The sequence below is a fragment of the Pseudomonas sp. SAS7 genome, from assembly GCF_052112345.1.
Classification (GTDB): Bacteria; Pseudomonadota; Gammaproteobacteria; order Pseudomonadales; family Pseudomonadaceae; genus Aquipseudomonas; species Aquipseudomonas putida_Q.
The window spans coordinates 260103-280000 of the sequence record NZ_JBEGGO010000005.1; the positions used below are offsets into that span (position 1 = coordinate 260103).

A 19898-nucleotide genomic window follows, 5' to 3' on the forward strand; every position below is an offset into this window, starting at 1 on the left:
GCCGTTCAGATGCTCCAGCGAGCGCTGATCAGGCGTTCGTTCAGTACGCCGGGGGCCACGGGGCGCGGCCGGCGGGCCAGGGCAACGTGGAAGGTTTCCAGCGAGTCGTGCAGGCGTTCTTCCAGCGCTTGTACCAACTGCGCGGGCTTTGTGCCTTCTGCGTAAGCCACCTGGCTGTCGTCGGCGAAGATCCCTTGCAGGGTCTCTTGCGCCTTGAGTGCCGACAGCACGGGTTTCAATGCGTAATCCACCGCCAGCATGTGGGCGATGCTGCCACCGGTGGCGATTGGCAACACGATCTTGTGGGCCAGGGCGCGTTCGGGCAGCAGGTCCAGCAAAGTCTTCAGTGCACCGGCAAACGAAGCCTTGTACACCGGGGTGGAAACGATCAGGCCATCGGCCTGGGCCACCAGCTGCTGGAAGTGCTGCACATGCGGGCTGTCGAAACGGGCATGCAGCAGGTCTTCGGCGGGGAAGTCACGTACCTGGAACGTCACCACCTCGACGCCACGGTCCTGCAGCCACTGGCGTGAACGCTCTAGCAGCACGCCGGAGCGTGAACGTGGACTGGGGCTACCACCGATTGAGACGACCAGCATTGCTGCGCTTCCTTGTGTTCTGTTGGAGGTGACATTAACAGCTGCTATATATATCTAGAAATCATATTTTTTCATTTGGTTATTCCATAAAGTGCTTTATGGCTTTGCTATCTTGGGGCCGCTTTGCGGCCCATCGCGACACAAGGCCGCTCCTACAAGGGACCGCGATCTCCTGTAGGAGCGGCCTTGTGTCGCGATGGGCTGCACAGCAGCCCCAAGCTCCATGCAAAACCTGCAGGCATAAAAAAGGGCCGTCGAAACGGCCCGAAAATCCCTGCTTGGCTAAGAGCAATGCAACGAGGAATCCATTAACGGTTTGGCTGTGGGGTCAGACGCAGATAGGGTTTGACCGCCCGGTAGCCTTTGGGGAAGCGCTGCTTGATTTCTTCCTCATCCTTGAGCGAAGGCACGATCACCACCTCGTCGCCGTCCTGCCAGTTACCTGGCGTGGCGACCTTGTGGTTGTCGGTCAGCTGCAGCGAGTCGATCACCCGCAGAATTTCATTGAAGTTGCGCCCGGTACTGGCCGGATAGGTGATGGTCAGGCGCACCTTCTTGTTCGGGTCGATGACGAACAGCGAGCGCACGGTCAGGGTGTCGCTGGCGTTCGGGTGAATCAGGTCGTACAGGTCGGACACCTTGCGGTCGGCATCGGCGATGATCGGGAAGTTGACCACGGTGTTCTGGGTTTCGTTGATGTCGTCGATCCACTTGTGGTGCGAATCGACCGGGTCTACCGACAGGGCGATGGCCTTGACCCCACGCTTGGCGAAGTCGTCCTTGAGCTTGGCGGTCAGTCCCAGCTCGGTGGTGCACACCGGGGTGAAGTCGGCCGGATGAGAGAACAACACCCCCCAGCTGTTGCCCAGCCACTCGTGGAAGCGGATTTTGCCTTCGCTGGAATCCTGTTCGAAATCGGGGGCGATATCGCCGAGTTTGAGGCTCATGGGCTGCGGCTCCTTGGCTGGGTTCTGTACCGTATGGGCTCAATGTGCCTGCATTCAGTTAAAAACAAAAAGAATAAATAATGATTTATTTATAACCAAAATTCATACGTAAATGCAGGCACAAAAAAGCCTCGCATCAAGCGAGGCTTCTTGTTCAGCTACGGCTTACAGGAAATTGTAAGTGTAGTTGAAGATCAGACGGGTCTGATCCATATCGGCACCGGCTTCGCCGCTACCGCGGTAGATACCATGGCGGAGGCTCGCACCCAGACCTTTGAATGTGCCTTCTTGAATGACGTAATCAACCCGCGCATCCCGCTCCCACTCGTTGTAGGTACCGCTGGTACGGGCATTCTTGATATCGTCACCACGGAGATAGGCAACCGATGCCTTAAGGCCAGGCACGCCAAGGCTGGCAAAGTCATACGAATACTGGCCGAAGGTAGTGTTTTCGCCAGCACGGGCAAACTGGTTGATCATACTGTCGGTGAACAGGTAGAAGCTCGAACCACCAGCGCCTTCATTACGACCATTGCCGTCAACGACGTTACCTTGGTTCAACCAAACGAAGCCACCGTCGTCACCTACTTGCTGATGACCCAGCATTAACGCGTGACCACCCAGGGTATAGGTGAACATCGCGGACCAGGTCTTGTTGTCTACTTCCCCAGTCTTCTTGGCGTAGCCACCGTTGTTGCTGAACTGGTAGCCCGCTTGACCGTTCTTGCCGTCGCTGCTGCTATCGAAATAACGCAGGTCGGTTTTGAACGACTGATCTGCTGCAATTTGATAAACGTGAGTCAGCCCCAGGAAATGCTGTTTGTAGAAGTCTTCCAGGTTCGAGTAGTAGTACTGCAAGGTCAGGTCTTTGGTGACCTTGTAGTCCAAGCCGCCGTAACGGAACTTATTGCTGTCCTGGGTTGCACCCGCAACGGACAAGCCAGTACGGTTGCTCGAAGCTCGACCCATCGCGTGAGTCAGCTGACCTGCGTTGATTGTCAGATTGTCAATTTCCTTCGACTGGATAGTGCCACCTTCGAAGGTTTGCGGCAGCAGACGACCGTCGTTCGACACCAGAATTGGCAGGTTTGGTGCCAAAGCACTACCAAAATGTGCTTCGGTTTTTGAGAAACGTGCTTTGGCATTACCGCCAATACGTGCCCACTGGCTGACTGCCGAGCCGTCAGTGTCGCTCGGGAAGAAGTTGTTGTTGTCTGGGTGACGGCCACGACCGCCGTCAAGATGGATACCCCACAACGCTTGAACGTCGACACCAAAACCAACGGTTCCCTCAGTGAAGCCCGACAGGTAGTCAAGTTTGAAACCTTGGCCCACTTCGCGCTGATCGCCGTTACGCCCTTGAGCGTTTTCCTGGACGTCACGGTTGTCGTTGTTGAAGTACATGGTGCGCGAGCTGAGCGACAGTTTGCTGTCTTCAACGAAACCGGCAGCGCCTGCTTGTTGGGCGAGAACCCCCAGTGCCACGGCCAGGGCCAGGCTGGACTTGTACATGTTTTGCTCCTCTACGTTCTAATTTTTGTGTATCTCTGGCGGAGGGGTCTGCTGCCCCTTCTCACCGTGGATTGGCGATTTAGTCCCAAAGCGTGACCACTAAGTCAATCGTTTCTAAACGTTTCGCGACTTTGGTCTAAGACGCCAGCTGCGCTACAGGATAATGACAATCCTATAAATCCAAAATGACCGTTTTATGAATTGGTAAGATTTTTACGGAATATGGTTGGAACCTTTACAGCAAAACGTTGTAGCAACCACGCTGTTCATAACCTTCAGTTATTTGCAAACGTTTGCTCATAACCTAATTCCGTATCGTTCTATAGGGTCGAAGAAGCCTAGCAGGCTCTACTGATTTCGCCATGAGGCAGTAGCTCCCCGCCCGCTAGCTTGCGCGATCCCTGTAGGAGCGGCCTTGTGTCGCGATGGGCCGCAGAGCGGCCCCGGCAATTTCTGCGGCGCAGCTGAATTCCTGAGGCCGCTTCGCGCCCTATCGCGACACAAGGCCGCTCCTACAGGGATCGCGTCACGGGGCAGGCATTTGGCTTTTAAGCTAATTCTAAAAAGTTATTTATTTGGCAATTCTTAGATCATTTAATCTCTCGCCATCCATCGCCCTGATTGCCTGACGAGAGGTTCACCATGATCCCGCACGCTCCGCTGCGCCTGTTCGCCGCCCTGACCCTCGCCAGCACCAGCTGGTTTGCCCAGGCCGCCGACCTGACCGTGGCCTACCAGACCACCGTCGACCCGGCCAAAGTGGCACAGGTCGATGGCGACTACGAAAAAGCCAGCAAGGCCAGCATCGACTGGCGCAAATTCGATAACGGTGCCGACGTGATCACTGCGGTGGCCAGCGGCGACGTGCAAATCGGCTACCTGGGTTCCAGCCCGCTGGCCGCTGCCGCTACCCGCAAGCTGCCGGTCGAGACCTTCCTCATCGCCACCCAGATTGGCGCCGGTGAAGCGCTGGTCGCCCGCGACAGCATCAAGACCCCGCAAGACCTGATCGGCAAGAAGGTCGCCGTGCCGTTCGTTTCCACCGGCCACTACAGCCTGCTGGCCGCCCTGAAAAGCTGGAACATCGACCCGTCCAAGGTACAGATCCTCAACCTGGCGCCGCCGGCCATCATTGCCGCCTGGAAGCGCGGCGACATCGATGCCACCTACGTCTGGGACCCAGCCCTGGGCGTGGCCAAGGAAAACGGCAAGGTGCTGATCACCTCGGGCGAACTGGCCCAGAAAGGCGCACCCACGTTCGATGCCTGGATTGTGCGCAAGGACTTCGCCGACAAGCACCCTGAGGTGGTCAAGGCCTTTGCCAAGGTCACCCTCGATGCCTACGCCGACTACCGCAAGGACCCGAAAGCCTGGCTGGCCGACAAGGGCAACGTAGACAAGCTGGTGAAGCTGTCCGGCGCCAAGGCCAGCGACATCCCGGTGCTGCTGGAAGGCAACGTGTACCCACTGGCCGCAGACCAGGCCAACGCCCTGGGCGCGCCGACCACCCAGGCACTGACCGACACGGCCAACTTCCTCAAGCAGCAGGGCAAGGTCGACGCCGTACTGCCGGACTACTCGCCGTACGTCAGCGCCAAGTTCCTTCCAAACTGATCCGGAGCCCGTCATGGCCTTGCTCGAGCTGGAGCGCATCAGCGCACAGTACCCTGGCGCCAGCACCCCGGTGCTGGCCGACATCAACCTGAGCCTGGGGCCACGCCAGCTGCTGGTGGCCCTGGGGCCTTCCGGCAGCGGCAAGACCTCGCTGCTCAACCTGATCGCCGGCTTTGTCGCCCCCAGCGGCGGGCGCATCACCCTCGACGGCGTACCGGTGCAGGGCCCTGGTGCCGAGCGCGGTGTGGTGTTCCAGGACGATGCCCTGCTGCCATGGCAGAACGTGCTGGCCAATGTCGCCTTCGGCCTCGAACTGGCCGGTGTACCCCGCGCCCAGCGTGAGCCCAAGGCCCGTGAAATGCTCGCTCTCGTCGACCTCGATGGCTTTGGCGAACGGCGCATCTGGCAATTGTCCGGTGGCCAGAAGCAGCGCGTAGGCCTGGCCCGGGCGCTGGCGGCCGACCCACGGGTGTTGCTGATGGACGAACCGTTTGGCGCCCTCGACGCGTTCACCCGCGAACAGATGCAGGAACTGCTGCTGCAGGTGTGGCAGCGCACCGCCAAGCCGGTGTTCCTGATTACCCACGACATCGAAGAAGCGGTGTTCCTCGCCAGCGAGCTGGTACTGCTGGCGCCCAACCCGGGGCGCGTAGTGGAGCGCCTGCAACTGGACTTCGGCCAGCGCTATGCCGCTGGCGAATCGGCCCGGGCCATCAAGTCCGATCCTGCCTTCATCGAAACCCGCGAGCATGTGCTGGCGCGGGTGTTCTCCCAACGCCAAAGCCTGCAGGAGCGCGCATGAGCAGCCTGGACCTGCCGGTAGCCGGCAAACAAAACGCCCAAACCCGGCCAGCCGCCAAGCCGCGCCGGCCACTGCCCACCCGCTGGATCAGTACCCTGACCCTGGGCAGCCTGCTGCTGGTCTGGTGGCTGGTGACAGCCGCAGGCTGGATCGAGCCCCTGTTCCTGCCTTCGCCCGGTGACATCCTGGCCAGGGCCTGGACACTGCTGACCCAAGGTTACATGGACGCCAGCCTGTGGCAGCACCTGGGCGCAAGCCTGGGCCGCATTGGCCTGGCGCTGGTAGCCGCGACCCTGACCGCGATCCCGGTCGGCATCGCCATCGGCTACAACCGCGTGGCCCGCGGCATCCTCGACCCGCTGATCGAGTTCTACCGGCCCATCCCGCCGCTGGCCTACCTGCCGTTGATCGTCATCTGGTGCGGTATCGGCGAGCTGTCGAAGGTGCTGCTGATCTACCTGGCGATCTTCGCCCCGATCGCCATTGCCACCGCCACCGGTGTGCGCACGGTCGACCCGGCCAAGCTGCGGGCGGCGCAGTCGCTGGGCGCGACCAAGGCGCAGCTGATCCGCCATGTGATCTTGCCCAGTGCGCTGCCCGACATCCTCACCGGCATCCGCATCGGCCTGGGGGTCGGCTGGTCGACACTGGTAGCCGCCGAGCTGATTGCCGCCACCAGCGGCCTGGGCTTCATGGTCCAGTCGGCGGCGCAGTTCCTGGTCACTGATGTGGTGGTGCTGGGCATCCTGCTAATCGCCCTGATCGCCTTCGCCCTGGAAATGAGCCTGCGTGCCCTGCAACGCAAACTGGTGCCCTGGCACGGGCAGAGCCACTGATTGCCGACTGACCACGCCGGCAACCCGGCGCCTAGAACGAGAAAAGACATGAGCCTGACCGTTACCCCTCTCAGCCCGGCCCTTGGTGCCCAGATCAGCGGCGTGGACATCAGCCGCGATATCACTGCACAAGAGCGCGACGCCATCGAGCAGGCGCTGCTCAAGCATCAGGTGCTGTTCTTCCGCGACCAGCCGATCAACCCGGAGCAGCAGGCGCGCTTTGCCGCCCGCTTCGGCGACCTGCACATTCACCCGATCTACCCTAACGTGCCGGAAACCCCGCAGGTGCTGGTGCTCGACACGGCAGTCACCGATGTACGCGACAACGCCGTGTGGCACACCGACGTGACCTTTTTGCCGACCCCGGCACTGGGCGCGGTGCTCAGCGCCAAGCAGTTGCCCGCTTACGGCGGCGATACCCTGTGGGCCAGCGGCATTGCGGCCTTCGAAGCCTTGTCGGCGCCGCTGCGTGAAATGCTTGATGGGCTGACCGCCACCCACGACTTCACCAAGTCGTTTCCGCTGGAGCGCTTTGGCACCACGCCGGAAGACCTGGCGCGCTGGGAGGCCACGCGGCGCAACAACCCGCCGCTGTCGCACCCGGTGGTGCGCACGCATCCGGTGAGCGGGCGCAAGGCGTTGTTCGTCAATGAAGGGTTTACTACGCGGATCAATGAGCTGAGCGAACTGGAAAGCGATGCGCTGCTGAGGCTGCTGTTCGCCCATGCGACGCGACCTGAGTTCAGCATTCGCTGGCGCTGGCAGGAGAATGACGTGGCGTTCTGGGACAACCGAGTGACCCAGCATTTTGCGGTGGATGATTACCGGCCGAACCGGCGGGTGATGCACCGGGCAACCATCCTTGGGGATGCACCTTTCTGACAGATTTTGGGAGGCCTTTGGCCTCCATTCGCAGCACAAGGCTGCTCCTACAAGAGACCGCGTACCCTTGTAGGAGCAGCCTTGTGCTGCGAATGGGCCGCAAAGCGGCCCCGGCAATCTAACGGACCAGATGCAGGTACTGCATGTGCCGCTCGTACTGGTCGAGGATGTCGTTGATGATCTGCTCCTTGCTGTAGCCCACCAGGTCATAATTCTGGCTGCCTTCGCTCAGGTGCACCTCCGCCCGGTAATAGCGGCGGTTCTTCAACTCCTGCGTACCCAGCCCACCCAGGGCGAACGATGGCGTGAAGTAGCCACGCATCTGCACCTGGTAAATGAACGGCTGTTCCTCGCCATGGCCAATCTTCAGGCTGACGTTGTCGTGGCTCGGGTCGTCCTGGGTAATCAGCACCAGGCCCTTCTGCTCGAACACCTCACGCACATCGGCAATCGCCGGGCGCACCACGTCGTCCATGAAGCGGTACACCTCATCACGCGACGGGAAGTGCACCGCCTGGCTCAGGCGCTGGCGCCAGCCGCCACGGCCGCGACGTGACTGGGCGAACGGGGCCAGCGAGTGCATCTGCGCGATCTGCCGTTGCGACTCCAGGTAAAACGCCTTGTGCAGCCCCCACATCATGCACAGCAGAATCAGCGAGAACGGCAACGAGGTCAGCACCACCGCCGACTTCAGCGAGTCGATGCTGCCCGCGAACAGCAGTGCACTGGTGATCAGCGCCGTCATCGCGCCCCAGAAGATACGCAGCCAGTTCGGCCCGTCCTCGTCTGCGTCGCCACCCTTCGCCGACAAGGTCGACAGCACCACGGTGCCCGAGTCGGCCGAGGTCACGAAGAACACGAAGCTGATGAACACCGTGGTGGCGATCACCACCTTGCTCCACGGGTAGGTTTCCAGCAGCAGGTACAGGCTCATCGACGGGTTATCCAGTGCCGACTGGCCCAACGCGGTCATGCCGTGGTTGATCACCTGGTCGAGGGCGCTGTTGCCGAAAATCGACATCCACGCCAGGGTGAAGCCCAGCGGAATCAGCAGTACGCCAAAGACGAACTCGCGGATGGTGCGGCCACGGGAGATACGGGCGATGAACAGGCCCACAAACGGCGCCCAGGCAATCCACCAGGCCCAGTAGAACACGGTCCAGCCGCCCAGCCAGTCGCGGTTATCACCGTAGGCATACACATCAAAGCTCTTGCGTGGCAAGGCGCCCAGGTAATCACCAAGGTTCTGGATCAGGGTGTTGAACAAGTGTTGGGTAGGCCCGGCAAACAGCACGAACAACAGCAGCGCGCAGGCCAGGAACAGGTTGATGTCGCTCATCACCCGCACGCCCTTCTCCACCCCGGCAACGGCCACGGCCACTGCCGCGCCCATCATCAGGGTGATGAGGATCACCTGTACCCACTGGCTGTGGCTGATGCCGAACAGGTAGTCCAGGCCTGCGTTCAGGTGCAGTACGCCAAAGCCCATGTCGGCACCCAGGCCGAACACCGTGGCGATGATGCCGAAGCCATCCACTGCGTAGCCGATCGGCCCGTTGATGCGCTTGCCGATCAGCGGGTACAACGCCGAACGCAGGGCCAGCGGCAGGTTGTGGCGGTAGGCGAAGTAGGCCAGCGCCATACCGACAAAGGCGAATACGCCCCAGCCATGCAGGCCCCAGTGCAGGAACAGGATCTGCATCGCCTGGCGCCCGGCCTCTGCCGTGCCCGCTTCGCCCTGGGGCGGTTGCAGCATGTGCGTCAGCGGCTCGGAAACGCAGAAGAAGAACAGGGTAATGCTGATGCCGGCGGCGAACAGCATGCCGGCCCACGAGAGGTAACTGAACTCGGGTTCGTCGTGGTCGGCACCGAGCTTGATCTTGCCGTAGCCGGACAAGGCGGTGACCACCACGAAGACCAGGTACAGCGTCATGGCCAACATGTAGTACCAGCCGACCGTGTTGGCCGCCCAGTTCTGTGCCGCCAGCAGCCAGTCGCCTGCGGCTTGCGGGTTGGAGATGACCACCAGGCCAAAGATGAGGATGAAACTTGCCGCAAAGTAGAACACCGGGGGGTTCATGCGGATTTTGCCGTTGGCGGCGGAAGGGTTCGGTGCACTCATCGGGCGTGCACCTCGTCGAATGACGTGAGGTTCGGAATGAACGGGTTCAGCAAAGGAATCCTCCTGTTGAACACCGGCAGCGGACCAGCGTTTTTACATTGAACAAGCGTTCAAGTTAAACATGGATCGGATTTCAATGCGAACCGGGGCGCTGATTGGCGTCCTCCTGCACTGGCCTCTTCGCGGGCTTGCCCGCGAAGAGGCCGGAACAGCCCATACCAATGCTAGATCAATTCTTGTCCTGGCAATCCAGCTGCAGGTTGGCCTGGGTGATGTTGCTTTCAGCAGGCACACTGCGGGTCAGCCACACATTGCCACCAATGGTCGAACCTTTGCCGATGGTAATGCGCCCCAGCACTGTGGCCCCGGCATAGATCACCACATCGTCCTCGACAATCGGATGGCGCGGCAGGCCTTTGTGCAGGGTGCCGGACTCATCGCTGGGGAAGCGCTTCGCGCCCAGGGTCACCGCCTGGTAGATGCGCACGCGCTCGCCGATGATCGCGGTTTCGCCGATGACCACGCCGGTACCGTGGTCGATGAAGAAGCTCGGGCCGATCTGTGCGCCGGGGTGAATGTCGATACCGGTGGCCGAATGCGCCAGCTCCGAGCTGATCCGCGCCAGCAGCGGCAGGCCGGCCTGGTACAGGTGATGCGCCAGGCGGTGATGGATGATCGCCAGGATACCCGGGTAGCACAGCAGCACTTCATCGACGCTGCGCGCGGCGGGGTCGCCGTGATAGGCGGCCAGCACGTCGGTGTCGAGCAGCACCCGCAATTCCGGCAGCGCAGCAGCAAAGCCCTGGATCAGCTTCAACGCATGGCCATCGACGCTGGCCAGCTCAGCCTTGCTTTGCCGGGCGGCATAGCGCAGTTCCAGACGCGCCTGGGTCAGCAAGGCGGTCAGCGCGGCATCCAGGGTATGGCCAACGTAGAAGTCTTCACTCTCTTCGCGCAGGTCCACAGGCCCAAGGCGCATGGGGAACAATGCGCCGCACAGTTGCTCCAGGATCTGCCGCATTGCTTCGCGCGACGGCAACTCGCGCCCGCCCTGCTCGCCAATGCTGCGGCCATTGCGGGTGCGCCATTGCTCACGGGCGCCGCGCAGGCCGCTAACGATGTTGTGCAACTGCCAGTGCGCGGATGAAGGTTGTTCGCTCACGGTTTTCTCCTGCCGTATAGGCCATCTGGTTTTTCGCCAGGCCCGCGAAAGGGCCGGGCCTGCCTACATGCGATCCACTCTACGGCAAATCCGCCCCTTGGAAAAAACAACGCTTTATTCCATCCTGCGCTAAGTCAGGCATAAGCCGCGATGACGTAGCGAGCATCCTCGCCTACCCTCAAAGCAGCCAGCACCTGGCACAAATAAAAAATGGAATAACAAAATAATCTTTTATTATTTCCTGGCCTAAGCAGCCAACTCTATAGTCGCCACCTCACTACTTACACAACAAGCGCGGGGCTCTGACATGTCGAAATTCGCCAAACCGCTACTCAACGCCAGTCTGGCCATCCTGCTGGGTGCCGGCCTGCTCAGCCAGGCGTTCGCCGGCGAGCAGTTGAAGACCATCCAGGAAAAAGGCGTGATCAACGTCGGCCTCGAAGGCACCTACCCACCGTTCAGCTTCCAGGACGAGAACGGCAAGCTGGCCGGCTTCGAGGTGGAGCTTTCGGAACTGCTGGCCAAGGAGCTGGGGGTCAAGGCCAAGATCCAGCCGACCAAGTGGGACGGCATCCTTGCCGCGCTGGAATCCAAGCGCCTGGACGTGGTGGTCAATCAGGTGACCATCTCCGAAGAGCGCAAGAAGAAATACGATTTCTCTGAGCCCTACACCGTTTCGGGTATCCAGGCCCTGATCCTGAAGAAGAAAGCCGAGCAGCTGAACATCAAGTCGGCGCAAGACCTGGCCGGCAAGAAAGTCGGCGTGGGCCTGGGCACCAACTACGAACAGTGGGTCAAGCAGGACGTCCCGAAAGCCGAAGTGCGCACTTATGAAGACGACCCGAGCAAGTTCGCCGACCTGCGCAACGGCCGTATCGACGCCATCCTGATCGACCGCCTGGCCGCGCTGGAATACGCGCAAAAAGCCAAAGACACAGAACTGGCCGGCGATGCCTTCTCGCGCCTGGAAAGCGGCGTGGCCCTGCGCAAGGGCGAGCCTGAACTGCTGGCAGCCATCAACAAGGCCATCGACAAGCTCAAGGCTGACGGCACGCTGGCCAAGCTGTCCGAAAAATACTTCGGTGCCGATGTCACCAAATGATTGCTGAAAGCCTGCAACTCGTTGTCGACTCCGCGCCCTTCCTGCTGAAGGGCGCGGGTTATACAGTGCTGCTCAGTGTTGGCGGCATGTTCTTCGGCCTGCTGCTGGGCTTTGCCCTGGCGCTGATGCGGCTGTCGAAGATCTTGCCACTGAACTGGCTGGCGCGGATCTACGTGTCGTTCTTCCGCGGCACGCCGCTGCTGGTGCAACTGTTCGTGATCTATTTCGGCATGCCGCAGATCGGCATCGAACTCGACCCCATCCCGGCTTCGCTGATCGGCCTGTCGCTGAACATGGCGGCCTACATCTGCGAAATCCTGCGTGCGGCGATCTCCTCGATCGACCGCGGCCAGTGGGAAGCCGCCGCCAGTATCGGCATGACCCGCGTCCAGGCCATGCGCCGGGCGATCCTGCCCCAAGCCTTGCGCACCGCCCTGCCCCCGCTGGGCAACAGCTTCATCTCGCTGGTCAAGGACACCGCGCTGGCGGCGACCATCCAGGTGCCCGAGCTGTTCCGCCAGGCGCAGCTGATTACCGCACGCACCTTCGAAGTGTTCACCATGTACGTGGCGGTCGCGGTCATCTACTGGGTGCTGTGCAGCATCCTTGCGCACTTCCAGAACCGCATGGAAGCGCGGGTCAACCAGCATGACCAGGAGCAATGAGCATGATTGAAGTCAAAGGCCTGACCAAGCGGTTCAAGGGCCAGACCGTGCTCAACGGCATCGACCTGACCGTGCAGCCCGGCGAAGTGGTGGCCATCATCGGCCCCAGCGGCTCGGGCAAGACTACCTTCCTGCGCTGCCTGAACCTGCTGGAAACCCCCGACGCCGGGCAGATCAAGATCGGCGCCATCAGCATCGATGCCAACCGCCCGCTGGGTGGCCAGCAGAGTGCGATACGCCGCTTGCGCCAGCAGGCCGGGTTCGTGTTCCAGAGCTTCAACCTGTTCCCCCATCGCACCGCCCTGGAGAACGTGATCGAGGGGCCGGTGATCGTCAAGAAGACGCCCCGCGAGCAAGCCGTCGAGTTAGGTCGGCGCCTGCTGGCCAAGGTCGGCCTGGCGGGCAAGGAAGACGCCTACCCACGGCGCCTGTCCGGCGGGCAGCAGCAACGGGTGGCCATCGCCCGCGCCCTGGCCATGGAGCCGGAGGTGATCCTGTTCGACGAACCCACCTCGGCACTGGACCCGGAGTTGGTGGGTGAGGTGCTGGCGACCATCCGCGGCCTGGCCGAAGAGAAACGCACCATGATCATCGTCACCCACGAGATGAGCTTTGCCCGCGACGTGGCGAACCGGGTGATCTTCTTCGACAAGGGCGTGATCGTGGAACAGGGCGAGGCCAAGGCAGTGTTTGCGGCGCCGAAGGAAGAGCGTACCCGCCAGTTCCTGCGCAAGTTCCTCGGCACCGCTGCCTCCGAATAATCACGCACAGACGCAGATCCCTGTAGGAGCGGCCTTGTGCCGCGAAGGGGCTGCGCAGCGGCCCCAGTTTTCAGCATCACCGCTGGCCGGGGCTGCTGCGCAGCCCTTTCGCGGCACAAGGCCGCTCCTACACCGATCGCGCCTGCCTGAAACAGCTACTCTCCCCCTTCCATCTATACATATTCCAAAGAGTTAGTTCATAAACTTTTTATAAAGCATTAGGGTATATGAACCGGACCACCGGACCAGCACACTTTTGTCGCGACCAGCTGTAGCGACACAACTTTTTTGTGAGGTCAGGAATGGTCAGGATCACAATCACCCCAGTGCGTATCGCCAGGGCATTGAGTGCAGCCAAGGAGCGGTACTGATGTCCAGCCAGCCAAATACCCAATTCCATAGCGATCTAGACAGCTCGCCCCTGCTGCTGCCGGCCAAGGTACTGCGCAACGACGCCGAAGCCTTGCAAGCGGCCCGCGAACTGGCCGAGGTTGCCCGCGAGCAAGCCGCCCGCCGCGACCAGCAACGCAAACTGCCGTGGGCGGAGATCGAGCTGTTCACCCGCAGTGGCCTGGGCAGCATCAGCGTACCCAAGGCCCACGGCGGCCCCGACGTGTCGTTCGAAACCGTAGCCGAAGTGTTCCGCCTGATCAGCGCCGCCGACCCGGCGCTGGGGCAGATCCCGCAGAACCAGTTCGGCATGCTGCAACTGATTCGCCTGACGGCCACCGAGGCGCAACAGGCGCTGATCTTCCGCAGCGTGCTCGACGGTTGGCGCATCGGCAATGCCGGCCCCGAACGCGGCACCAAGGACACGCTCACCCTCAAGGCCCGGATCACCCGCACGGGTGATAGCTATCGCATCAGCGGCGAAAAGTTCTATTCCACCGGTGCGCTGTTCGCCCACTGGGTAGCAGTGAAGGCACTGGATGACGAAGGCCGCCAGCGCCTGGCGTTCGTGCGCCGGGGCACTCCGGGGCTGCGCATCGTCGATGACTGGTCCGGGTTCGGCCAGCGCACCACCGCCAGCGGCACTGTGCTGCTGGACCAGGTGCCGGTAGACGCGGAGCTGGTGATCGATAACTGGCGCCAGCGCGACATCCCCAACATCCAGGGCGCAGCCTCGCAGCTGATTCAGGCGGCGATCGACGCCGGCATTGCCGAAGCGGCAATCGATGATGCGATCACCTTCGTGCGTGAAAAGTCCCGCCCGTGGATTGAAGCCAACGTGGACCGCGCCAGCGACGACCCTTATGTGATCGCCGACATCGGCAGGCTGAAGCTTGAGCTGCACGCCGCCGAAGCGCTGCTGCGCAGGGCCGCGCGGGTACTCGACGAGGTCAATGCTGCGCCCATCGATGCAGCCAGCGCGGCCCGGGCCTCGATTGCGGTAGCCGAGGCCAAGGTGCTGACCACCGAAATCTCCCTGCAGGCCAGCGAGAAGCTGTTCGAGCTGGCCGGCAGCCGCGCCACCCTTGCCGAGTTCAACCTGGACCGCCACTGGCGCAATGCCCGGGTGCACACCCTGCACGACCCGGTGCGCTGGAAGTACCACGCGGTGGGCGCGTACCACCTCAACGGCACCCTGCCTGCGCGGCATTCCTGGATCTGATTTTTAGGCCCTTGGGGCTGCCCTGCAGCCCTTTCGCGGCACAAGGCCGCTCCTACAAAGCCCTGTGCGCCCCCTTGTAGGAGCGGCCTTGTGCCGCGAAAGGGCCGCAACGCGGCCCCAATGGCCCCGGAGAAACAACATGACTACAAAAATCATCACCAGCGACACCGAAGCCCTGAATGTCGCCGAAGACATCGCCCAGCAACTGCGCCGCGACAGCGCCCTGCGCGACCGTGAGCGCCGCCTGCCCCACGCCGAACTCGAGCTGTTCACCCGCTCCGGCCTGTGGGCCATCAGCGTGCCCAAGGCCTTTGGCGGCGCCGGCGTGTCCAACGTCACCCTGGCCAAGGTCATCGCCCGTATCGCCCAGGCCGACGGCTCGCTGGGGCAAATCCCGCAAAACCATTTCTACGGCCTGGAAGTGCTGCGGGTAAACGGCAGCCCCGAACAGCAACAGCGCCTGTACGCCGAAGTACTCGCCGGCCGCCGCTTCGGCAATGCCCTGGCCGAGCTGGGCACCAAGACCGCCAACGAACGCACCACCCGCCTGAGCCGAGACGGCGAGGGCTTTCGCATCAACGGCCGCAAGTTCTATTCCACCGGCGCCATCTACGCCCAGCGCATTCCTACCTCGGTCGTCGATGAGCAAGGCGTGCAGCAGCTGGCCTTCGTCCCGGCCGACAGCAAGGGCTTGCAGGTGATCGACGACTGGAGCGGCTTCGGCCAGCGCACCACCGGCAGCGGTTCGGTGGTGTTCGACAACGTGTATGTCAGCGCCGCCGACGTTGTGCCGTTCCAAAGCGCTTTCGAGCGCCCCACCCCGGTCGGGCCGCTGGCGCAGATCCTCCATGCAGCCATCGACACCGGCATCGCCCGCGCCGCCTATGAAGACGCCCTGCACTTCGTGCGCACCCGCAGCCGCCCGTGGGTCGACTCCGGCCTGGACAAGGCCACGGATGACCCGCTGACGCTGAAGAGCTTCGGTCACTTGGCGATCCGCCTGCATGCCGCTGAAGCCCTGCTGGAGCGCGCCGGCGAATACCTCGACCGCGCCCGCGACGACAGCACTGCCGACAACGTTGCCGCCGCCTCCATTGCCGTGGCCGAAGCACGGGCCATCAGCACCGAGATTTCCCTGGCCGCCGGCACCGCCCTGTTCGAACTGGGTGGCAGCCAGGCCACCCTGGCCGAGCACAACCTCGACCGCCACTGGCGCAACGCCCGCGTGCACACCCTGCACGACCCGGTGCGCTGGAAGTATCACGCCATCGGCAACTACTACCTCAACGATGCCAACCCACCACGCCGGGGGACCATCTGATGGCCAAGCAGATTCTGCTCAATGCCTTCAACATGAACTGCATCGGGCACATCAACCACGGCCTGTGGACCCACCCACGGGACACCTCGACCCAGTACAAGTCCCTGGAGTACTGGACCAACCTGGCGCGCCTGCTGGAGCGCGGCCTGTTCGACGGGCTGTTCATCGCCGACATCGTCGGCACCTACGACATCTACGGCCAGTCGCTGGACGTCACCCTCAAGGAGTCGATCCAGCTGCCGGTCAACGACCCACTGCTGCTGGTTTCGGCCATGGCTGCGGTCACCCGCCACCTGGGTTTCGGCCTTACCGCCAACCTCACCTACGAGGCGCCGTACCTGTTCGCCCGGCGCCTTTCCACCCTCGACCACCTGAGCAATGGCCGGGTGGGCTGGAACATCGTCACCGGCTACCTCGACAGCGCCGCCCGCGCCATGGGCCTTGAGCAGCAGCCCGAGCACGACCGCCGCTACGACCAGGCCGACGAATACCTGCAAGTGCTTTACAAGCTGCTGGAAGGCAGCTGGGCCGACGACGCCGTGGTCGCCGACCGCGAACAGCGTGTGTATGCCCAGCCCGACAAGGTGCGCAAGGTCAGCCACCACGGCGAGTTCTACAACGTCGAGGGCTATCACCTGAGCGAACCCTCGCCGCAACGCACCCCGGTACTGTTCCAGGCCGGCAGCTCGCAGCGTGGCCTGGCGTTTGCCGGCAACCATGCCGAATGCGTGTTCATCAGCGGCCAAAACAAGGCCGCCACCCGCGCCCAGGTCGACAAGGTACGCGCTGCCGCCCAGGCCGCCGGGCGCGACCCACAAGCGGTCAAGGTGTTCATGGGCATCACGGTGATCGTCGCCGCCACCGAGCAAGCGGCCCAGGCCAAGCATGCCGAGTACCTGCGCCATGCAAGCCCCGAGGCCGGCGTCGCGCACTTCGCCGCATCCACCGGCATCGACTTTGCGGCCTACGGGCTCGACGAGCCGATTGGCTTCAGCCAGGGCAATGCCATCCAGTCCGCCACGCGCCAGTTGCAGGACAACGCCTGGACCCGCCGTCGCCTGCTTGAACAGCACGCCCTGGGTGGCCGCTACGTAACCCTGGTCGGCTCACCGGAACAGGTGGCCGAACAGTTGATCGCCTGGATCGACGAAACCGGGCTGGACGGTTTCAACCTGACCCGCACCGTCACCCCGGAAAGCTTCGAGGACTTCATCGACCTGGTCATCCCGCAGTTGCAACAGCGTGGCCGCTACAAGACCGCCTACGCCAAAGGCACCCTGCGCGAAAAGCTGTTCCAGACTGACCACCCGCACCTGCCCGCCGATCACCCGGGCTCGACCTACCGCTTTACCCCAACCCCTGCCCCGACTGGAGCCCTGCACCATGCTTGAGAAACTGTTCCGGCCCGTCGCGGCCATTGCCCTCACCCTGGGCCTGTCCGCCAGCGTCCTGGCTGCCGAACCGCTGAAGATCGGCACCACCTCGGCCTTTGCCATTCCGCTGGAAGCCGCCGTGGAAGAAGCGCACAAGCAAGGCCTGGAAGTGAAGCTGATCGAATTCAGCGACTGGATTGCGCCCAATGTCAGCCTCAACAGCGGCGACATCGACGTGAACTACTTCCAGCACATCCCGTTTCTGGAAAACGCCAAGGCTGCTGCGGGCTTCAACCTGGTGCCTTACGCCTCGGGCATCATCAACAACGTTGGCCTGTACTCGAAAAAGTACAAAAGCTTCGCCGACCTGCCAGAAGGCGCCAGCGTGGCCATCGCCAACGACCCGATCAACAGCGGCCGCGGCCTGCAACTGCTGGCCAAGGCCGGGCTGATCACCCTGAAGCCAGGCGTTGGCTACAAGGCCACCGAAGACGACATCGTCGCCAACCCGAAAAAGCTGAAAATCCTTCAGGTCGAGGCGGTTCAGCTGGTGCGCGCCTACGACGACGCAGACCTGGTGCAGGGCTACCCGGCCTACATCCGCCTGGCCAACACCTTCGATGCCACCTCGGCATTGCTGTTCGACGGCCTGGAAAACAAGGAATACGTAATCCAGTTCGTCATCCGCCCGCAAAGCAAGGACGACCCACGGCTGGCCAGGTTCGTCGACATCTACCAGCACTCGCCGGTGGTGCGCGCAGCATTGGACAAAGCCCACGGCAAGCTCTACCAAGCCGGCTGGGAAGGCTGACATGAGCCAGGCCAGCGCGCTCAGGGCGCCTACACCACAACCATTGCCGCCAACGGTCAAGGAACAGGCCCTGCGCCCGGAGGTCAACGACGCCCATGTGCGCTTCATCGGCCTGGGCAAGACCTACCCTGGCCAGACGCAACCGGCCTTGCAAGGCATCGACCTGAACATCCGCCATGGCGAGATCTTCGGCATCATCGGCCGCAGCGGTGCCGGCAAATCTTCACTGCTGCGCACCATCAACCGCCTGGAGCAACCCAGCCAGGGCCGGGTACTGATCGACCAGGTGGACATCGCACCTTTCGACGAGGACCACCTGGTGGCCCTGCGCCGGCGCATCGGCATGATCTTCCAGCACTTCAACCTGATGTCGGCCAAGACCGTGTGGCAGAACGTCGAGCTGCCGTTGAAAGTGGCCGGCGTGGCCAAGGCCGAGCGCCAGCGCAAGGTGCGCGAGCTGCTGGAGCTGGTCGGTTTGCAGGAAAAGCACCACGTGTACCCGGCGCAGCTTTCCGGTGGGCAGAAACAGCGCGTCGGCATTGCCCGGGCGCTGGTGCACGACCCCGAGATTCTGCTGTGCGACGAGGCTACCTCGGCGCTGGACCCGGAAACCACCGCTTCGATCCTTGAGTTGCTGCGCGACATCAACCAGCGCCTGGGCCTGACCATCGTGCTGATCACCCACGAAATGGCGGTGATCCGCGATATCTGCCACCGGGTGGTCGTGCTGGAGCGCGGCGAAGTGGTCGAGCAGGGCGAAGTCTGGCGGGTGTTCGGCGCTCCACGCCATGAGGTCACCCGCACCCTGCTTGCACCGTTGCAGGCCAGGTTGCCTGCCGCGCTGCAAGCCAGCTTGCGGGCCAGCCCGGTTAGCCGCGACAGCGCTTTGGTACTGAAACTGACCCTGCTCGGCGAACCCGAGCTGTCTGCTTTGTTCAACGACCTGGGCGGAAGCGTGCGCCTGCTGCAGGGCGGCGTGGAAACCATCGGCGAGCATGCCTTGGGGCAACTGATCCTGTCGGTGCAACACTCGCCGCATGACACCCACCAACTGCTGGAACGTGCCCGCCGCTGGGCCGAGGACGTGGAGGTACTGGGCCATGTGGTTTGATCGCCTGCTGGAAGGCTTGCTCGATACCTTGCTGATGGTCGGCGTGTCGTCACTGGTTGCCCTGGTGGTGGGGGTGCCGATGGCGGTGCTGCTGGTCACCAGCGACAAGGGCGGAATATTCGAAGCACCGCTGCTGAACCGGGTGCTGGGCGCCTTCGTCAACCTGTTCCGCTCAATCCCGTTCCTGATCCTGATGGTCGCGCTGATCCCCTTCACCCGCCTGGTGGTAGGCACCACCTACGGCGTGTGGGCGGCGGTGGTGCCGCTGACCATTGCCGCCACGCCGTTCTTTGCGCGGATTGCCGAGGTAAGCCTGCGCGAAGTCGACCATGGTTTGGTGGAAGCCGCACAGGCCATGGGCTGCCGGCGCTGGCACATCGTCTGGCATGTGCTGTTGCCCGAGGCGCTGCCGGGCATCGTCGGGGGTTTCACCATTACCCTGGTGACCCTGATCAACTCCTCGGCCATGGCCGGTGCAATCGGTGCCGGGGGCCTGGGCGACATTGCCTACCGGTATGGCTACCAGCGCTTTGACAGCCAGATCATGCTGACCGTGATTGCCATGCTGGTGGCTCTGGTGGCGTTGATCCAGCTGGGTGGGGACCGCCTGGCGAAAGGCTTGAACAAGCGTTAAATGCCGGGGGCTGCTTTGCAGCCCTTTCGCGA

Annotated in this window: 18 protein-coding genes; 13 read left to right on the top strand and 5 right to left on the bottom strand. The window is 62.5% G+C overall.

All coding sequences use genetic code 11. The features are described from left to right. Window positions 1-5: 5 nt before the first annotated feature. The 3 genes from ssuE to ABI582_RS10875 form a co-directional block, all read right to left on the bottom strand. Complete coding sequence (ssuE, locus tag ABI582_RS10865) at window positions 6-599, bottom strand: NADPH-dependent FMN reductase (RefSeq protein WP_019472322.1); 594 nt, start codon at window positions 597-599, stop codon at window positions 6-8. A gap of 308 nt (window positions 600-907) precedes the next feature. Then, complete coding sequence (locus ABI582_RS10870) at window positions 908-1546, bottom strand: peroxiredoxin (protein WP_019472323.1); 639 nt, start codon at window positions 1544-1546, stop codon at window positions 908-910. A gap of 165 nt (window positions 1547-1711) precedes the next feature. Further along, window positions 1712-3058, bottom strand: a complete 1347-nt coding sequence (locus ABI582_RS10875; RefSeq protein ID WP_442119173.1) for an OprD family porin — start codon at window positions 3056-3058, stop codon at window positions 1712-1714. A gap of 642 nt (window positions 3059-3700) precedes the next feature. On the opposite strand from ABI582_RS10875, the gene tauA reads away from it, so the two are divergent. The 4 genes from tauA to tauD are packed head-to-tail and all read left to right on the top strand — an operon-like array spanning window position 3701 to window position 7192. After that, window positions 3701-4672 carry a taurine ABC transporter substrate-binding protein gene (gene tauA / locus ABI582_RS10880; RefSeq protein WP_016714452.1) on the top strand — a complete coding sequence of 324 codons (972 nt, stop codon included), beginning with the start codon at window positions 3701-3703 and terminating at the stop codon, window positions 4670-4672. 13 nt (window positions 4673-4685) lie between these two features. Beyond that, window positions 4686-5474 carry a taurine ABC transporter ATP-binding subunit gene (gene tauB, locus ABI582_RS10885; RefSeq protein ID WP_442119174.1) on the top strand — a complete coding sequence of 263 codons (789 nt, stop codon included), beginning with the start codon at window positions 4686-4688 and terminating at the stop codon, window positions 5472-5474. Continuing rightward, on the top strand, window positions 5471-6310 hold the full coding sequence (gene tauC, locus ABI582_RS10890; RefSeq protein ID WP_338745777.1) for a taurine ABC transporter permease TauC: 840 nt from the start codon (window positions 5471-5473) through the stop codon (window positions 6308-6310). The genes tauB and tauC overlap by 4 nt, the downstream gene beginning before the upstream one ends. Window positions 6311-6358: 48 nt before the next feature. Continuing rightward, on the top strand, window positions 6359-7192 hold the full coding sequence (gene tauD / locus ABI582_RS10895) for a taurine dioxygenase (protein ID WP_442119175.1): 834 nt from the start codon (window positions 6359-6361) through the stop codon (window positions 7190-7192). Between the two features lie 118 nt (window positions 7193-7310). On the opposite strand, the gene betT is transcribed toward tauD, so the two are convergent. Together betT and epsC are read right to left on the bottom strand one after the other, a co-directional pair. Continuing rightward, window positions 7311-9314, bottom strand: coding sequence for a choline transporter BetT (gene betT, locus ABI582_RS10900; protein WP_341797304.1), 2004 nt, complete (start codon window positions 9312-9314; stop codon window positions 7311-7313). A gap of 229 nt (window positions 9315-9543) precedes the next feature. Further along, window positions 9544-10476, bottom strand: a complete 933-nt coding sequence (epsC, locus tag ABI582_RS10905) for a serine O-acetyltransferase EpsC (protein ID WP_063423213.1) — start codon at window positions 10474-10476, stop codon at window positions 9544-9546. 307 nt (window positions 10477-10783) lie between these two features. Here epsC and tcyJ point away from each other — a divergent pair, with 307 nt between their 5' ends. From tcyJ to ABI582_RS10950, 9 genes are all read left to right on the top strand, one after another. Next, on the top strand, window positions 10784-11578 hold the full coding sequence (gene tcyJ, locus ABI582_RS10910; RefSeq protein ID WP_019472330.1) for a cystine ABC transporter substrate-binding protein: 795 nt from the start codon (window positions 10784-10786) through the stop codon (window positions 11576-11578). Next, window positions 11575-12243, top strand: coding sequence for a cystine ABC transporter permease (gene tcyL / locus ABI582_RS10915; RefSeq protein ID WP_016497537.1), 669 nt, complete (start codon window positions 11575-11577; stop codon window positions 12241-12243). The genes tcyJ and tcyL overlap by 4 nt, the downstream gene beginning before the upstream one ends. A 2-nt stretch (window positions 12244-12245) precedes the next feature. After that, window positions 12246-13004, top strand: a complete 759-nt coding sequence (gene tcyN / locus ABI582_RS10920; protein ID WP_442119176.1) for an L-cystine ABC transporter ATP-binding protein TcyN — start codon at window positions 12246-12248, stop codon at window positions 13002-13004. Between the two features lie 370 nt (window positions 13005-13374). Next, the gene (locus ABI582_RS10925; protein ID WP_353455923.1) at window positions 13375-14616 is read left to right on the top strand and encodes an SfnB family sulfur acquisition oxidoreductase; all 1242 of its coding nucleotides are present in this window, start codon (window positions 13375-13377) and stop codon (window positions 14614-14616) included. A gap of 139 nt (window positions 14617-14755) precedes the next feature. Further along, the gene (locus tag ABI582_RS10930) at window positions 14756-15937 is read left to right on the top strand and encodes an SfnB family sulfur acquisition oxidoreductase (RefSeq protein ID WP_338745772.1); all 1182 of its coding nucleotides are present in this window, start codon (window positions 14756-14758) and stop codon (window positions 15935-15937) included. Beyond that, window positions 15937-17328: an LLM class flavin-dependent oxidoreductase gene (locus tag ABI582_RS10935; protein ID WP_442119177.1), complete on the top strand. Its 1392-nt coding sequence runs from the start codon at window positions 15937-15939 to the stop codon at window positions 17326-17328. The genes ABI582_RS10930 and ABI582_RS10935 overlap by 1 nt, the downstream gene beginning before the upstream one ends. Then, window positions 17321-18121 carry a MetQ/NlpA family ABC transporter substrate-binding protein gene (locus ABI582_RS10940; RefSeq protein ID WP_442119178.1) on the top strand — a complete coding sequence of 267 codons (801 nt, stop codon included), beginning with the start codon at window positions 17321-17323 and terminating at the stop codon, window positions 18119-18121. The genes ABI582_RS10935 and ABI582_RS10940 overlap by 8 nt, the downstream gene beginning before the upstream one ends. Window position 18122: 1 nt before the next feature. Next, window positions 18123-19232: a methionine ABC transporter ATP-binding protein gene (locus ABI582_RS10945; protein ID WP_442119179.1), complete on the top strand. Its 1110-nt coding sequence runs from the start codon at window positions 18123-18125 to the stop codon at window positions 19230-19232. Next, on the top strand, window positions 19222-19866 hold the full coding sequence (locus ABI582_RS10950; RefSeq protein ID WP_019473680.1) for a methionine ABC transporter permease: 645 nt from the start codon (window positions 19222-19224) through the stop codon (window positions 19864-19866). Before ABI582_RS10945 ends, ABI582_RS10950 begins: the two co-directional genes overlap by 11 nt. Window positions 19867-19898 lie beyond the last annotated feature (32 nt).

What these genes read in the sequence shown, in the direction of transcription:
- ssuE (WP_019472322.1), bottom strand. Translation starts at nt 599, where the DNA reads ATGCTGGTCGTCTCAATCGGTGGTAGCCCCAGTCCACGTTCACGCTCC.
- ABI582_RS10870 (WP_019472323.1), bottom strand. Translation starts at nt 1,546, where the DNA reads ATGAGCCTCAAACTCGGCGATATCGCCCCCGATTTCGAACAGGATTCC.
- ABI582_RS10875 (WP_442119173.1), bottom strand. Translation starts at nt 3,058, where the DNA reads ATGTACAAGTCCAGCCTGGCCCTGGCCGTGGCACTGGGGGTTCTCGCC.
- tauA (WP_016714452.1), top strand. Translation starts at nt 3,701, where the DNA reads ATGATCCCGCACGCTCCGCTGCGCCTGTTCGCCGCCCTGACCCTCGCC.
- tauB (WP_442119174.1), top strand. Translation starts at nt 4,686, where the DNA reads ATGGCCTTGCTCGAGCTGGAGCGCATCAGCGCACAGTACCCTGGCGCC.
- tauC (WP_338745777.1), top strand. Translation starts at nt 5,471, where the DNA reads ATGAGCAGCCTGGACCTGCCGGTAGCCGGCAAACAAAACGCCCAAACC.
- tauD (WP_442119175.1), top strand. Translation starts at nt 6,359, where the DNA reads ATGAGCCTGACCGTTACCCCTCTCAGCCCGGCCCTTGGTGCCCAGATC.
- betT (WP_341797304.1), bottom strand. Translation starts at nt 9,314, where the DNA reads ATGAGTGCACCGAACCCTTCCGCCGCCAACGGCAAAATCCGCATGAAC.
- tcyJ (WP_019472330.1), top strand. Translation starts at nt 10,784, where the DNA reads ATGTCGAAATTCGCCAAACCGCTACTCAACGCCAGTCTGGCCATCCTG.
- tcyL (WP_016497537.1), top strand. Translation starts at nt 11,575, where the DNA reads ATGATTGCTGAAAGCCTGCAACTCGTTGTCGACTCCGCGCCCTTCCTG.
- tcyN (WP_442119176.1), top strand. Translation starts at nt 12,246, where the DNA reads ATGATTGAAGTCAAAGGCCTGACCAAGCGGTTCAAGGGCCAGACCGTG.
- ABI582_RS10925 (WP_353455923.1), top strand. Translation starts at nt 13,375, where the DNA reads ATGTCCAGCCAGCCAAATACCCAATTCCATAGCGATCTAGACAGCTCG.
- ABI582_RS10930 (WP_338745772.1), top strand. Translation starts at nt 14,756, where the DNA reads ATGACTACAAAAATCATCACCAGCGACACCGAAGCCCTGAATGTCGCC.
- ABI582_RS10935 (WP_442119177.1), top strand. Translation starts at nt 15,937, where the DNA reads ATGGCCAAGCAGATTCTGCTCAATGCCTTCAACATGAACTGCATCGGG.
- ABI582_RS10940 (WP_442119178.1), top strand. Translation starts at nt 17,321, where the DNA reads ATGCTTGAGAAACTGTTCCGGCCCGTCGCGGCCATTGCCCTCACCCTG.
- ABI582_RS10945 (WP_442119179.1), top strand. Translation starts at nt 18,123, where the DNA reads ATGAGCCAGGCCAGCGCGCTCAGGGCGCCTACACCACAACCATTGCCG.
- ABI582_RS10950 (WP_019473680.1), top strand. Translation starts at nt 19,222, where the DNA reads ATGTGGTTTGATCGCCTGCTGGAAGGCTTGCTCGATACCTTGCTGATG.